The sequence below is a fragment of the Polynucleobacter sp. genome (assembly GCF_040400325.1).
Lineage (GTDB): Bacteria > Pseudomonadota > Gammaproteobacteria > Burkholderiales > Burkholderiaceae > Polynucleobacter.
The window spans coordinates 1-14,658 of the sequence record NZ_JBBAQK010000015.1; the positions used below are offsets into that span (position 1 = coordinate 1).

A 14,658-nucleotide genomic window follows, 5' to 3' on the forward strand; every position below is an offset into this window, starting at 1 on the left:
TGCGCTCTGCATCGAAAGCTCTTCCGCGTTTTCCCTAGGCATAAATTTTTTCTTTTTTAATTGATGTGCTGACAAATCATGACATGATCTTCCAATGTAATTGATCGCTTAAATATACAGATAATTTTGCCCTTATTATTATTCAGCCTAAGGCTCAAACCCTAATGATATTGCTAAAGGAGCAATGAACTACTGATAAATTACTGGGATTAACGTTTTGCGCAGGATTCAATGATATTAAGGGCTTGATCAAGCCTACTTCTTTGCGTTCCAAAGTTCAGTCTGACAAATTGCTCTCGATTGAATTGGCTGCCAGGAGAGGTGGCAAGACCATGATCTAAGAATAGTTGATAGGGATTTTGATGATGAAGGTTTGTGCAATCAATCCATGCTAGATAGCTACCCTCCATTTTGCATACGCTTAAGCCCTTAATACTGTTAATTTTTTCCTGAATTAAATCTCGATTACCCCTTAAGTATTGAATTAACTCTTGCCTCCACGGTTCCCCATCTTTGATTGCTGCCATTGTTGTGGTGTATGCAAGTAAAGATGGGGGCGCAATGGTTTGGTGAAGTCCAACCTGAATGGCTTTCCTTAGGATAGGGTTTTCTGCTACAGCCCACGCAAGGCCAATTCCAGGAAAGTTAAAAGTCTTATTTAAAGACATTAATGTGATGGTCTTCTCAGAAATATCTTTACTGATGCTGGCCAATGGAATATGTTTTTTATTTTCGTCGAGCACAAGTCCTGCATGGATTTCATCAGAGCAAATCCATAAATGATTCTCAAGGCAAAAATTTCCAAACTCTTTGAGCTCTTCTCGAGTGAAAACAGTAGAGCCAGGATTTTGAGGGTTACAGAACAGAGCTAATCTTGTTTTATTAGTGATCAGGTTTGTTAATTGATTAACTGGCAGTACCCAACGACCATCTTGGAGTTCAAGAGGCATCTCCTGAATTTGTCTATTGGCGCTAGAGCAAGCAAGACGTAAGTGATGGTAGATTGGATTAGGAACCAGAACACTTTCATCTTTATTAGTGAGCTGCTGGACGGCTGAATACAGTCCAGAGACAACGCTGGGCAGAATGACAATCCAATCTGGATCTACTTGCCATTGGTATTGCTCTTGCAGGTAGTCCGCGATCATCGCGTTCATTTGATGGGGGCTATGGGTATAGCCATAAATTCCCTGCTGTACTCTATTACTCACGGCCTCAATAACACATGGCGGAGATTGAAAGTCCATATCAGCTAGCCATAAAGGCAGCACCTCTTTACTATTAAAGCTATCCCAGCGAATAGAATCCGTTGCTAGTCTATTTGTGGGGGTATCAAAATCAAATGCCATCTTTAGCAAGCCTTCAATGAGATTGATTAAAAAAGTTCGTCAATTTTATGACGAGGGTTTAAGTCTGATTAGGGCTTATTGATGCTAATTGGCGGTTCTCAATTTATCCATGGTAGTTTGATCTACCAAGAGGCGAACCCCAAGCGAGCCAGTACCTTGGGAAACTGGCGACTTTCTCAGGCTAATTTCAAGGGATTCAATTTCGGGATATTTTGCACAAGCCTGAACTATTCGTGTCATTAATCGTTCTTGGGTTTCATAATGACCATCGCCAGCTAGCCTTTCAATCTCAATCACTAGAGGATCGTAGTCAAATACATTCTCCATGAGATCTTCTGAAATGAAGACCAGTTTTGGGTCAATCCAAAGGGTTAAATCTAAAAGATGTTGCTTAGGTATGACAGCCCCGGGCCCATAGGTTCCTATTTGCGTCTGAAGCTGAAGATCTTTTAAGTCAATACAAGCATTGGTTTTCATCATATTCATAGGAATACAGTTTACTGGTAGTCATTTTTAATTTGGAGAGCTAATTTATAGCCACTTAACCACGCGCCCTCTACTCTACCGCCATGAAGCCAATCCCCACAAAGTCCCAGTTTTAAGTGTTGATAGGTTCTAAATCCAGGATTGGCATCTATGGATCCACTGGCATAGCGCCAGCGATGTACAGAGATTTGAGCATTCTGACAATCTAAACCTAGTCTTTTTGCGCACTCTAAGATACGCTTTTCAGCCTCTTCTTTTTCCAGCTCAATCCATTGTTGGCTCCACTGTGGATTAGCATGTATTGTCCAAGTTTCTAGACCTTGCCGAGCCGGTTTCGAATTATTTCTAGAAATCCACCCAATGATTTCACCATTAATGAAGGCAGCATCAAAAGGGATATTTAATTTTTCTGCAAAGGAAGCTATCACCGTCCAGCAGCCCATCATCTCAATTTGAGCATCCGCCTCTTTAATAGACTTATCTACTAAATTGGAGAGGGTAAAAGTTTGTGCTGCAGGTAGCGCTAATACTAGCCAATCAAACTGTTGCTTAATATTGCCGGATTCCACGCTATGAATAAGCCATTTACCATTTTGAAGATCAATCTGATCAATGGTTTGATTAAAGTGCATCGATAAGTTCTTGGCCAAATACTTTCCGGGAGAATTCATGGCGGGGATACCTACATAACGCTTCTCAGTTGAAGCGCTCTCATGCCATTGGCCATTCTCAAAGACTTTAATATGTGGATGCCATGCTGCTGATATGCCAGCATTGATCCAGTGATTGAGCTCTTCAATAAATAGAGGATCTCTTGCGGTAAAGTATTGAGCACCATGATCAGCTGTCCAGTCCTTGCCATTGCGAGTACTCATTCGACCACTAGGTCCACGACTCTTTTCAAACACTTGAACTTTAAAGCCCTGTGCTTGTAATTTGGTGGCACAACTAAGACCTGCTAAGCCCGCACCAATAATGGCTATAGTCTTTTGAGGGCCGGAATGACTCATTTTTTTAAAGTGATTTTTCTAAAAGTCAAGTTAATACGAGGATTGCTTACTGTTTTTGTTTTCAGTAGAGTATGTTGCCAAAACTGTTGAGTAGGACTATGCATTATTAAGACGCTACCACTTTCTAAATAAAGAGGAATAGTAGTTTTATCTACTTTATGGCGAAAGGCAAACTTACGCTGCGCACCAAGACTAAGTGATGCAATTGGGGAGTTGGCATCGAGCTCTTTTTCATCATCGCTATGCCAACCCATGCCATCACTCCCATCATGATAGAAGTTCAGTAGACAGGAATTAAATTCAGATTGAGTGAGTTCCTCTAGTTGGGTCTTTATTGACAGAAGTTCTGGTGTCCATGCTTGTGGACTCTTTTTGACTCCAGAATAGGTATAGGCGCATTCTGGATCTCCAGCCCAAGCTACTTTGCGACGAGTTGTCACTAACTTTCCAAACATCATGACTTGGTCTGCTTCCCATCGAAGTGACTTCTGAAGCTGGTCGAATAAGCTAACACTCTCTTCTGCATTCATAAATGCTGGAAGGTATTGAGCTAATCCATCCACAGGCAATAGGTTTAACTTGTATTGACTTAGATTGATTCCAAATAAGGAGCTTTGATTCATCGGGGGGTAGGGTGTCAGCGCTAAATAAATGAAAACTCTAGAATAGCTTGAATCGATATTTATTTTGTAGCAGGATTATGCTTTGGACTTCAAAATGCTACGGGAGGTTCATTTCCCCCTACCGTTTCCCGAATCGTATTGCGAATGAGCTCATCAAGCATGGTTTTAATGCATCATAGGATTTCTTAAATCATCATCTTCAATAATTTCCGTAATCAAATCAAGCCTGATTCTGGGATTGGTTTGTGCTAGCAAATGATTCTTTTGGGCTAATGAGATTGGTAAAAGCTCTGCAAGGCGGTTAGAGACCCAACCACAATCATCGACCTTGTATGGTTTTTTAAACGGAGCATCACCTAAAAGATTTTCACTTTGTATCACCGAGATAATTTCATCTAGTAATTTGGCTACCTTGTGATGCTCTTGAGAAATTGAGGTGAGAGGGTCATTATCTAAAAGCGTCACTTCACCAATCCAAAGTCCACTGGCTTCTTGTTTGCAATTCAATAGCTTGAAGCGCTGCGTGCCAAATGACTTAGTCATGTAAAGAGCGGGCTGGATAGGGTCAAAGTCCTCAATTTGGGCCAGAGTACCAATTTTAGAAAAGGATAGGGATACATCCTCTTCACTGACATCTTGGTTTTTGATGATGCTCACAACGCCGAATTCTGTCATTTCTCGTAGACATTGCTTAATCATATCGAGATAGCGAGCCTCAAAAATCTTGAGAGCAATCACCCCATCTGGAAAGAGTACGGTGCCCAGAGGAAATAAAGGTATTTTGCGGAAGGTGGAGGTGGAATCAGTCATCTGATTAATGTAATGGATTTATCCCATCTTTGCTGATGCCCAATAAGAGCTAAATGCCCCCACTGTTTTTTGAACTCAGCACCAAAGCACGTTTACGTTTACATTGGATGATCAATACTAGGAGATACAAATGATTCAAAAACTACGCATTAAGCTCGCCCGCTGGATTCTGGGTAAGCATTGCCCATGCTATCAAATGGGTTATCTCAATATGGTCGATTTCCAACAAAGAAGTGCTGACCAGTTGGTAAAAGCCCAAGAGCGCAATAAGACTCAATAACTCCTCAGTTTTTCTGGGCGTTCAACATAGGTATGAGCCATTGGAAAGAGGGGGAAGATCGCGCTTTCATACCAAAGTAATAATGGCACTAGCTATCAAGCGGACGAGTAAGCGCAGCAAGCGAAAGATCTAAAGATATTGAGCTCTGAGGGCTTCAACCATGGGGTAAAAAGGGTTAATTAATGCGCTGCAGCACAAATTTTAAATCAGTTTCATACTAGTTCTAATTTAACTTTTATATCAAAAACACCATGGAAGTAACTAAAGCAGTCAAGGTAGGACTGGACACTCTGGTTGATATTGCAAGTCATTCAACGAATGGTCAGTTTGTACCCGTTCCAGAAATAGCCCAAAGGCTAGATATGTCGATTAGTCGCATTGAACTCTTATTGCGGCCTTTGCGGGAATCAGGACTAGTCATCGGGATTAAAGGGCGAAATGGCGGCTATCAACTATCAAAAGATCCTCGCATCATTACGATTAAAGACATTGTTTTGGCGATGAATAGAATTAAAAAGAGAAAAGTAGAAGTATCAGATATTGCAAAAGATCTCTATCAGTCACTAGAGGCTTATATGATGAATTGCATTTCGAATGTTACTTTGGCTTCTGCTATCAAAGATTACATTCCGCGCTTTAGTGAAGTACAAATTGCGCCTGAAAGAAAGCCATATTTTGTAACAGAGCCTAAAGTTAAAACTGCGCAAGAAAAAAAACCTAAAGTAGAAAGCCAAAAAGTGGCCAATACCCCATTTAAAAAGGTTGAAGAATTCCCTCGCGGTCCAAACTCTATTTTTAGCTTTGCTGAATATCTCAATAAAAACTCACCAGCAAGCTAATTTTTAAAGACACTTGGCGTGGATATCAAGCAGGCCGCTTACCCTGATCTAGCCTTTGTTGATATTGAGACTACTGGGTCACATTTTGATCGCGACCGGATTACTGAGATTGGTATTAAGACGTTTGCTAATGGTGAAGTGAGTTTATGGGAGAGGTTAATCAACCCACAAACCTTTATTCCTCAAAACATCCAAAGACTGACTGGCATATCGCCAGAGATGGTTGAGAATCAGCCAAGCTTTGATGAAGTGGCGAGAGAACTAAAACAAGTGCTCGATGGAAAAATATTCATTGCCCACAATGCTAGATTTGACTATGGCTTTATCAAGGCTTCTTTTAGAAGAATCGGCATTGACTTTAAGCCAAAAGTTTTATGTACGGTAAAGCTTTCAAGATTACTCTTTCCCAATCAGCCCCGCCATAATCTAGACACCATTATTAACGCCCATCATCTGAAGGTTAGCGCCCGTCATCGCGCACTAGGCGATGCAGATTTATTGCTGCAGTTTTGGCAAGTGTGTGAATTGAAGTTCGGGAAAGAAAAGCTCAATGAGGTGATCAATCAACTCGTTGGCAATCCTAGTCTACCGCCAAATATAGACAAGAAGTTAATAGACTCAATTCCTGATGGCCCTGGCTGCTATATCTTTTATGGAGAGAACAAGGCTCCACTGTATATCGGTAAAAGCATTTCTTTACGCAGTAGGGTCATGGGACACTTTCAAGGCGCCTTAACAAAGCGCAAAGAAATGAAGCTTTCTTTGCAAATTCGCGATATTGATTGGATCGAAACTAGCGGAGAGCTTGGCGCCCTAATACTGGAGTCTAAATTAATTAAAGAGCGTATGCCTAGTATGAATATTAAGCTGCGTCGATCGAAAGATCTTTGCGGCTGGAGTTTGGTTGAAAATGATGTTGGAGTGCTTACTCCGGTGCTAGTAACACACCGCCAATTGGCACCTGGCTTACAAGATAACTTATATGGTTTGTTTTATAGTAAACGAGAGGCACACTCTTACTTAAAAGCGATAGCTAAAAAACATCATCTTTGTGAGGCACTACTTGGTTTAGAAAAGAGGGTTGAAGGTAAATCTTGCTTTGGATATCAAGTAAAGCAATGTGGTGGCGCATGTCTGAATCTCACCCCGATTGCCTTGCATAACTTACAACTGAAAACAGTATTAGACCTTTTTAAGGTTAAGGTATGGCCTTATAGTGGGCCTATCGCAATAAAAGAGGGTGGCGAGATGATCGTGATTGATAGATGGTGCTATCTTGGCACCGCCATCAATGAGGACGAACTATACGAATTGGCGGAAGCTGGAGAGGCTGAATTTGATCTCGATATTTATAAAATACTGAAAAAGTCACTATCAGGACCTTATAAAAAACAGGTGATCGAGCTCCCGGTTTGCTCACTCTAAACTTACAGAATTCTTAGAAAAATTAGCATCAAGTACGAGTTTAGTAAATAAGTCATAAACTGACATAGTGCCAAGATTCTCATTAAATACACTTTCCGAATCGGATATATCCCGCCTGATTGAAATGGCCTGGGAAGATCGCACTCCATTTGACGCAATTGAAAAATCATTTGGTCTAACTGAGGCTGAAGTAATCAAGTTAATGCGCCACGAGCTCAAGCGAGGCTCATTTGAGTTATGGCGAAAGCGGGTTACTGGGAGGGCAACTAAGCATGTTGCTCTTCGAAGCAAGTTAGTTGATCGTGCCTATTGTCCAACCCAGTATAAAAATAAATGAATACTCCTAAAAGCTTGGTGCTGATTCTTGGGGATCAGTTGGATTTAAATGGGGCCGCCCTCAGAGCTTTTAATGTAAAGACTGATGAGATAGTGATGATTGAGTCAATTCCAGAGGCTCAATATGTTTGGTCTCATAAAGCAAAGATTGCCCTATTTTTATCGGCAATGCGGCACTTTGCGATTAAGCTAAAGGAACTCAGTTACCCACTGACTTACATTCAAAATTCACCGCTATCAATAGTGGAGACCTTAAAAGAAAAAATAATCCAAGAGCAGATTACTAATCTAATCTGTGTTGAGCCAGGCGAATGGCGTTTAAAGCAGCAGATAGAAGAATTAGCAAGAGAATTATCGATCACATTAGAGATGCGTGAAGACGATCATTTCTATTGCTCACATCAAGAGTTTATTGCTTGGAGCGCTGGTAAAAAAGAGTTGAGACTGGAATACTTTTATCGCCTAATGCGTAAGACCCATAACATCTTAGTTGATAGAGAGGGAAACCCAGAAGGAGGTCAATGGAACTTTGATAAAGATAATCGAAAGCCGTATTCTAAAAAGGGTCCTGGCATCATTGAGGCCCCCATCTTATTTGAACCAGATAAGCTTACCAAAGAGGTTCTTAAATTTGTTAGTAAGACTTATTCAAGTCATCCAGGAGCGCTAGAAGATTTTCGTTGGCCAGTCACTCGTGAACAAGCTCTAGAAGCTCTAGATTACTTTGTAGAATTTCGTTTAAGAAATTTTGGGATATATGAGGATGCGATGTGGACTGATACTCCGTTTGGCTGGCATTCGATTTTATCAAGCTCACTGAATCTGAAATTACTCAATCCACGAGAAGTCATTGCCGCTGTGTTACAGGCCTGGAAAAAATACTCTTTAGATCTTTCTACAGTTGAAGGATTTATTCGGCAAATTTTAGGTTGGCGAGAATTTGTACGAGGCATGTATTACTTGGATATGCCCAAGATGGCTCAAGATAATTATTATGGTCATCAAAGCCCTCTACCCAAATGGTATTGGACGGGTCAAACTAATATGGCCTGTATGAAAGATGCAATCGGACAGACACTTCAGTATGGCTATGCCCACCATATTCAACGCCTCATGGTCACCGGCAACTTTGCCCTGCTAGCGGAAATCTTACCCTCAGAGGTATGTGACTGGTATTTGGCAATCTATGTTGATGCAATTGAGTGGGTAGAGCTTCCAAATACTGCGGGCATGGCTTTATTTGCAAATGGCGGGCGCTTTACTAGTAAGCCCTATATTGCAAGTGGTGCCTATATCAAGCGTATGAGTAATTATTGTGGCTCTTGTCAGTACAAGCCAGAAGTTCGCTTTGGAGAGAATGCTTGTCCCGTCACTACCTTATATTGGCATTTCTTAATTAAACATCGGAATCAATTTGAATCCAGTCCGCGAACAAGATTGATGACGGCAAACCTGAAGAGAATTAGCGATGAAGATCAGATGTCGATCCAAAAGCATGCGGGCTATCTATTAAATCATTTGGATGATCTCTAGAGCTTGATATGGTTACCTCTTTTAAAGGTAATAAAAGTTATCTGCCTAGCAAAACCTGTGTCGTCTGCAAAAAAGAAATGACTTGGAGAAAGTCATGGGCAAAAAATTGGGAAACTGTTAAATATTGCTCAGACGCTTGTAGGAAAAAGACACCTAAGGCATAGATCTAAATCGTTTTTTAGCTCTTACCAGGGCAATTTTTCTCCTGAGTAAGAAATAAAACTTCCTGAATCCTCTTTCTTTAGATTTGCAATGGCTCGTAACATATCTACTGCTGCATCGTTCGCAGGTCTTCCAATTTGCTCGCCACGAAATGGTTTTGAGAGTTTTGAGTTGACGGTACCTGGATGCATTGCGATTAAGACAGTGTTCGGTTTTGTACGAGCCCATTCTATGGATGCTGTTTTGATCAGCATATTGAGTGCAGCCTTAGAGGCACGATAGCTGTACCAGCCACCAAGGCGGTTATCTTCAATGCTACCGACCTTGGCAGAGAGGCTAACCATGACGCTACTTTGTGGATCCAGTAATTTAGAGAAGTGGCGTAGGGTGAGGGCTGGACCAATAGCGTTGATCTTGATGAGCTCTGTCAGTTGTTCAGCATTAATATCATCAAGTTTCTTTTCAGGCATCCAGTCGTTTGTGTGTAAAACCCCGATCGTATTAATGATGAGTTGAAAAGGCGCAGTTAGTGCAAGTGCATCAGCACAGGACTCAATAGAATCTAGATGATGGTAGTCAATTGGAAATTCTGAATGTCGATGAATTCCTACAACATCTGAACATAAGGGATTCTTTTGAAGGAGCTCCATAAACGCAGTACCAATAGTTCCAGAGGAACCAATGACTAGTGCGCGAAAGGGATTTGAAAGTAATTGCATGTAAGTTTTTCTGAAGACTGTGAATACTGATTGCTATATTAATGAAGTTTAAGCTCTGATCATTCTTTGCTCCTAGGCTCAAGTCTGAGTGGATACGCCAATGAAATGAGAGACTTAGGGAGAAACTACGCAGTTATTTCCCTTTTCCCCTCTGGATCTGTGATTAGCCTCTATAGGCCTTTAATTGCGCAAAGCGATGATTGGGGGGCTAGTTAGGGTCATAAGCCGTCTCTAGCGAATATTTGAAAATAAGCCTCATTAATGGTGCAAGGGGTAACCCTAGGTTGTGATCAAAACAACTTACAAAGTATTTGACCTCAGCCTAATTCATTGGCATTCTGTTCGCAACAAGACTCTTTTTAGCCTGATTGCCATTTTGCGTCTTGCCTGAGAATTAGACTGCATAAAAAAAGATATGCTTCCTTAAATAACTAACAGGTTAGGACTATGAAAATATCAAAAGTTATAATTATTGTAGTTGTCTTGGCAATTGCTTCCTATTTTTTAGTGAACGGCATGAAAAGTGGTTCATCACCAGATAAGGCCAAACCAGGTTGGCTTTCCAAACTAGACGGTAATCGAGATGGAAAACTGTCTGCAGAAGAGCTGAAAGCAATCGATACCGACGGTGATGGAAAAATATCTCGCGATGAGGCAAAAGCCTACGGTATTCCTGAGGGCGACTTCAAAACAATTGATAAAAATGGAGACGGTTTCATTACTCAAGAAGAAATGAAAACATATGGTGGTTAAGTCTTCTTAACTGCCCTGCTACTCTGGTAGTAGCAAAGTCTCCTCATTACCCTTAATAAACCCTTAGCATTCTAACTTTAGCTGCTAAGGGTTTTTTGTCTAAGGGTATGTTCATGCAGATTATTAACATTCAAATCTGATTTAAAAGACTTATTCTGGTAGCTCAATTCCGCAGTAGGCGTAAACACCATCTACTCGCAGAATCATTACTACTAAACGGACTATTTGCAGGCCCAACTAAGGAGTAGGATAGTTAACTCCTAGAGCCACCTACTGCACTGACCCTTAAAAATTGGTCAGTTTTGCTTATTAAGCATTAATTTCATTCCATTGTTATTCTTATACATAATAACAAATCAATATAAAGATTTATTCAATGGATATTCATTCTGACTACAGCAAGCGCGTGGTTCTTGATCATCATGATCTACCGTGGATTTTAAGTCCTTCATTAGGAGTTGAGAGGCGCATGCTTGACCGTAAGGGCGATGAACTTGCTAAGGCCACTTCGATTGTTCGTTATCAAGCAGGAGCACGATTTCCATTTCATGTTCATGAATTTGGCGAAGAGATTTTAGTTTTAGACGGAGTATTGAGTGATGAGACGGGGAGCTATCCTGCTGGTTCATACATCATGAATCCTCCTGGGTCATCCCATGCACCCTTTAGTGAAGAAGGTTGTACTCTTTTTGTAAAGTTAAGGCATCTTGGATCCGAGCAAATTGAGCGAGAGATTGTAGATACTCACTCCGCTCCATGGTTTCAAGGAATGGTCCCTGGATTAACAGTCATGCCTTTGATGCGACAAGGTATGGGCTCTACTTTAGTGAGGTGGGCACCCCAGACTTACTTTAATCCGCATAAGCATTATGGCGGCGAAGAAATTTTTGTAGTGGATGGCGTATTTGAAGATGAACATGGTCGTTATCCGACTGGCTCATGGATTAGGAGTCCTCATCTCAGTATGCATAAACCTTTTAGCAAAGAGGGCTGTACGATTTTTGTGAAGACCGGACATCTGTTAGATAGTTAAGTTGTTGACTGGATAGCGACTCTCAAGAATAAAAACAAACAAGCTTTAGGTTGCCAAGTTGGTATTTTTAACTGCTGAGAGGAAATACTTTATTTTGGCTGAAAATCATCTGGTGCACCTGGTGGAATAGGCGGATGTTCTTTTAGCGAGTTCTGAAAATTGATTACCATTTTACGAATTGGACCCCTAACCCAGCCTTGGGTTGAATTCACATCCGATTCTTCTTTTGGATCTTGCACAATATTAAATAAATAAGGTGTTTCAAGATGATTGGCCCCGGCATTTGGTTCTACCTCCCAAACAAAGTGCATTTTCCAATCACGCCATTTTGCAGCTCTTAATTCTGTTTTGATGAAATAAACAAAACCTTCTCTATTTGATTTCTCTTGCTTCCCTACAAGAAATTGACTTTGATCCAGTCCATCAATCATTCGATCTTTGGGCATCTCTAAGTTAGCAAGTTGAGCAAGAGTTGGAAATAAATCAACCACATGAATCATCTCATTTGTAACTTTCCCAGCCAGTATTTTGTTAGGCCAGCGAATAATCAGTGGCACTCTTAAAGCACCTTCCATAGCGGTATGGTAGGTGCCTGTCCACATTCCAGCGCTTCCCCTCCAAGGCCTTCGATATTCTGGACCATTGTCACTAGCAAATATGAATATAGTATTTTCAGTTAGATTATTTTGATCAACAGCATCTATTATTTGTCCTACTCTTGCATCCATCTCGATTAGAGAGTCTGCAAAGTCTCCATGTTTAGAAACTCCCTCAAATTCACGATGTGGAAGTGTTGGAAAATGTAATTGCGTTAACGGAACATATAGAAAAAATGGTTTTTTATTGCCATTACGTTTGATAAATTCACAGCTACGTTCTGTTAGTACAGCATCAATCTTGCGACGCATCTCCAAATCGTATAACTCTTTTTTTTCTGCCGGCTTTCCTTTGGTGCCTTCCATGACGTATGGGGGCTCAACAATAGACTCGTCATACCCGATTGAATCAAAAAACATGCTTTCATTAGTGGTCCTTGGAATGCCATACCATTCATCAAACCCTTTATCTTTTGGATATCTACCTTCTTTATCACCAAGATGCCATTTTCCATACATAGCAGTTGCATATTCTGCATCTGAAAATAATTCTGCAATGGTTTTTTCCCAAGGAATAATTCCTTGGGGTAATCCAGCGGGGACAGACTGAATAGCGCCAGTTCTAATTGGGTGTCTTCCAGTCATCAGTGCGGATCGAGTAGGTACGCAATCACTTTCTACATTAAAGTTTAGAAAACGCGTACCTTCCAGAGCAAGAGCATCAATTCTAGGCGTTGGCGCTCCACGAAGTGCGCCACCACCGTAGCAGCCTAATTCGCCCCAGCCAAGGTTATCTGCCAGAATTAAAACAACATTGGGCTGGGTATTCATTGGTGTATTCATAATGTCATTTAGTCTATAAATAAATCAGTTTTAATCTATTGGAATTTGAAGGGCCTTATTCAACTCTGACCAACGTTGTATTGAGGCTTTTAGAAATATTTCAAATTCACTTGCAGACATAGACTTTGCAGTCAAGCCGATGTCTAGTAATTTAGCTTTAATTTCTGGCTTTTCTAAAATCAACCCTATTTCTTTGGACATCTTATTCAAAATGGGTGGAGGTAAATTTTTTGGTGAAACTATGCCAACCCATTGATTAATGACAATGTCTTTAAAGCCAAGCTCGCTAAGTGTTGGCACAGTTGGTGCAGAGACGTTTCTTTGCGCGCTGGTAATCGCCAAAATTCTGATACCACCCTTTTTTTGTTGAGAAAGTAGGGGGGCAAAGCCAAGGACTGCGGCCGGGGTTGTCCCACCAGTTAAGTCAATAATTGCCTGACCACCACCTTTATAGGGCACGTGAAGCCATTTGAAGTTACCAGACTTGGCCAGCCATTCGCCAATGTAATGCTGATTTGTTCCCTGTCCTGAAGTTCCATAAGAAAGTGAATCTGGCTTATTTTTTGCAGCATTGATGAGGTCTTGCAAGGTTTGGTAAGGTGTTTGACTGGATACTGCTATACCAATTGGTTGATCACCTAGCAAAGAAACGCCAATCAAATCTCTACCTAATCTCCAGGGTAAGGATTCTTTGGTTGCGCTCATGATGGCAATGCTGTCAGAAGCCACTGCAAAGGTATATCCATCGGGAGTCGATGATGCGGCAACTTGCATTCCAATGGCACCAGATGCGCCAGGCCTATTTTCAACAATAATGGATTGGCCTAATGATTTGCTAAGCTCTAAGGCAATTAATCTAGTGACGATATCATTTGTGCCGCCTGCAGCCTGAGGAACAATGATTTTAATGGGGCGTTCTTTGGGCCATTCTTGAGCCCAAGAGTAATTAGAAGATATAAGGCAGATTAGCGAGATACACCATATAGCTAAGTATTTTTTCATCTGGTACCTGATCGTTAGTTTTTTAACTCTTTTGAATGAGTTGCTCAAAAGCTTCTACAAATGACTCAGAAGGCTGAGCTCCCTGCAAAAGGTATTGATCATTAATAATGATAGTAGGAACTGAACTAATACCCGCTTTTGTATAAGCAGCTTTTTCTTCTAGCACCTCATTGGTAAATTCACTACCACTCAGAATTTCCTGTGCCCTTTGTTGGTCTAGTCCAGCACGGGTGACTGCCTCTAATATATTTTGATGGTCATCAAAATTGACTGCCAGGCAAAAGTAAGTATTCAGAAATTCCTTTTTCAGGGCGGCTTGTTTCTGTAGGTCATATTCTTTTGCGGCCCAATATAAAAGACGATGAGCATCAAAGGTGTTGTAAACCCGTTTACGACCCTCGGGATGAAACTCAAATCCTGCCTCTAGTGCCTTTGATCGTATATTGGCTTGATTGGCCTTAACCCGCTCTGCAGTTAAGCCATACTTTTCGGTGAGATGTTCGATAGCATCTTGACCACCCTTTGGCATATTGGGGTTGAGTTCGAAAGGTCGGAAATGCACCTCAAAGTGAGCTTGATCACTTAACTGGGTTATCGCCTGATTAAGATTGCCTAATCCTACTGCACACCAAGGGCAAGCTACATCAGATACATAGTCAATTTTGATAGTTGGTTTCATAGATCTCATTCTATAGGAGCTTATATTTAAGTTGATCTTCTATTTCTTTATTCTCTACTTGGAGCTGCAGAATAGCGGTTTTCAATGGGTGTATCTGCGAAATAATAGTAATTATTCAATCAATTCTTAATGTCATAATGAGCATCACATTTTTAATTACAAATAAGAAAGTACTTTATT

The 14,658-nt window shown here is 40.9% G+C and carries 17 protein-coding genes; 8 read left to right on the forward strand and 9 right to left on the reverse strand.

Annotated features, from left to right (window positions below):
* Nucleotides 1-209: 209 nt before the first annotated feature.
* The 5 genes from ABWP14_RS10070 to ABWP14_RS10090 all read right to left on the reverse strand — a co-directional run bounded on the left by ABWP14_RS10070 (nucleotide 210) and on the right by ABWP14_RS10090 (nucleotide 4,278).
* Complete coding sequence (locus tag ABWP14_RS10070; RefSeq protein ID WP_353202844.1) at nucleotides 210-1,349, reverse strand: MalY/PatB family protein; 1,140 nt, start codon at nucleotides 1,347-1,349, stop codon at nucleotides 210-212.
* Between the two features lie 84 nt (nucleotides 1,350-1,433).
* Nucleotides 1,434-1,829, reverse strand: coding sequence for a dihydroneopterin aldolase (locus tag ABWP14_RS10075; protein ID WP_353202845.1), 396 nt, complete (start codon nucleotides 1,827-1,829; stop codon nucleotides 1,434-1,436).
* 17 nt (nucleotides 1,830-1,846) lie between these two features.
* A complete protein-coding gene (locus ABWP14_RS10080) occupies nucleotides 1,847-2,845 on the reverse strand; it encodes an NAD(P)/FAD-dependent oxidoreductase (protein WP_353202846.1) in 999 nt (332 codons plus the stop codon).
* Nucleotides 2,842-3,468, reverse strand: coding sequence for an alpha-ketoglutarate-dependent dioxygenase AlkB family protein (locus ABWP14_RS10085; RefSeq protein ID WP_353202847.1), 627 nt, complete (start codon nucleotides 3,466-3,468; stop codon nucleotides 2,842-2,844). Before ABWP14_RS10085 ends, ABWP14_RS10080 begins: the two co-directional genes overlap by 4 nt.
* Before the next feature lie 165 nt (nucleotides 3,469-3,633).
* Entirely contained in the window at nucleotides 3,634-4,278 is a 645-nt protein-coding gene (locus ABWP14_RS10090) for an LON peptidase substrate-binding domain-containing protein (RefSeq protein WP_353202848.1), read from the reverse strand.
* Nucleotides 4,279-4,408: 130 nt separating this feature from the next.
* Between ABWP14_RS10090 and ABWP14_RS10095 the strand changes: the two genes are divergently transcribed.
* The 6 genes from ABWP14_RS10095 to ABWP14_RS10120 all read left to right on the forward strand — a co-directional run bounded on the left by ABWP14_RS10095 (nucleotide 4,409) and on the right by ABWP14_RS10120 (nucleotide 8,855).
* Nucleotides 4,409-4,558 (forward strand): hypothetical protein, encoded by a 150-nt coding sequence (locus ABWP14_RS10095; RefSeq protein ID WP_353202849.1) that lies wholly within the window; start codon nucleotides 4,409-4,411, stop codon nucleotides 4,556-4,558.
* A 251-nt stretch (nucleotides 4,559-4,809) separates the two neighbouring features.
* Entirely contained in the window at nucleotides 4,810-5,397 is a 588-nt protein-coding gene (locus tag ABWP14_RS10100; protein WP_353202850.1) for an RrF2 family transcriptional regulator, read from the forward strand.
* A gap of 18 nt (nucleotides 5,398-5,415) precedes the next feature.
* Entirely contained in the window at nucleotides 5,416-6,822 is a 1,407-nt protein-coding gene (locus ABWP14_RS10105) for an exonuclease domain-containing protein (RefSeq protein ID WP_353202851.1), read from the forward strand.
* A 67-nt stretch (nucleotides 6,823-6,889) separates the two neighbouring features.
* Nucleotides 6,890-7,159, forward strand: coding sequence for a TIGR03643 family protein (locus ABWP14_RS10110; RefSeq protein WP_353202852.1), 270 nt, complete (start codon nucleotides 6,890-6,892; stop codon nucleotides 7,157-7,159).
* Complete coding sequence (locus ABWP14_RS10115; protein WP_353202853.1) at nucleotides 7,156-8,691, forward strand: cryptochrome/photolyase family protein; 1,536 nt, start codon at nucleotides 7,156-7,158, stop codon at nucleotides 8,689-8,691. Before ABWP14_RS10110 ends, ABWP14_RS10115 begins: the two co-directional genes overlap by 4 nt.
* 8 nt (nucleotides 8,692-8,699) lie before the next feature.
* Entirely contained in the window at nucleotides 8,700-8,855 is a 156-nt protein-coding gene (locus ABWP14_RS10120; RefSeq protein WP_353202854.1) for a DUF2256 domain-containing protein, read from the forward strand.
* 21 nt (nucleotides 8,856-8,876) lie between these two features.
* Here the strand turns inward: ABWP14_RS10120 and ABWP14_RS10125 are convergent, their stop codons facing one another.
* The gene (locus ABWP14_RS10125; RefSeq protein WP_353202855.1) at nucleotides 8,877-9,572 is read right to left on the reverse strand and encodes an SDR family NAD(P)-dependent oxidoreductase; all 696 of its coding nucleotides are present in this window, start codon (nucleotides 9,570-9,572) and stop codon (nucleotides 8,877-8,879) included.
* A gap of 483 nt (nucleotides 9,573-10,055) precedes the next feature.
* Between ABWP14_RS10125 and ABWP14_RS10130 the strand changes: the two genes are divergently transcribed.
* Both ABWP14_RS10130 and ABWP14_RS10135 read left to right on the forward strand, forming a co-directional pair.
* The gene (locus ABWP14_RS10130) at nucleotides 10,056-10,325 is read left to right on the forward strand and encodes an EF-hand domain-containing protein (RefSeq protein ID WP_353202856.1); all 270 of its coding nucleotides are present in this window, start codon (nucleotides 10,056-10,058) and stop codon (nucleotides 10,323-10,325) included.
* Between the two features lie 376 nt (nucleotides 10,326-10,701).
* Entirely contained in the window at nucleotides 10,702-11,358 is a 657-nt protein-coding gene (locus tag ABWP14_RS10135; RefSeq protein WP_353202857.1) for a cupin domain-containing protein, read from the forward strand.
* Between the two features lie 89 nt (nucleotides 11,359-11,447).
* Here ABWP14_RS10135 and ABWP14_RS10140 read toward each other — a convergent pair whose 3' ends face one another.
* From ABWP14_RS10140 to ABWP14_RS10150, 3 genes are read right to left on the reverse strand one after another with little or no spacing between them, the layout of a single operon-like run.
* Nucleotides 11,448-12,785 carry an arylsulfatase gene (locus ABWP14_RS10140; protein ID WP_353202884.1) on the reverse strand — a complete coding sequence of 446 codons (1,338 nt, stop codon included), beginning with the start codon at nucleotides 12,783-12,785 and terminating at the stop codon, nucleotides 11,448-11,450.
* 42 nt (nucleotides 12,786-12,827) lie between these two features.
* Nucleotides 12,828-13,799 carry a Bug family tripartite tricarboxylate transporter substrate binding protein gene (locus tag ABWP14_RS10145; RefSeq protein ID WP_353202858.1) on the reverse strand — a complete coding sequence of 324 codons (972 nt, stop codon included), beginning with the start codon at nucleotides 13,797-13,799 and terminating at the stop codon, nucleotides 12,828-12,830.
* Between the two features lie 22 nt (nucleotides 13,800-13,821).
* Nucleotides 13,822-14,478: a DsbA family oxidoreductase gene (locus tag ABWP14_RS10150; protein WP_353202859.1), complete on the reverse strand. Its 657-nt coding sequence runs from the start codon at nucleotides 14,476-14,478 to the stop codon at nucleotides 13,822-13,824.
* Nucleotides 14,479-14,658 lie beyond the last annotated feature (180 nt).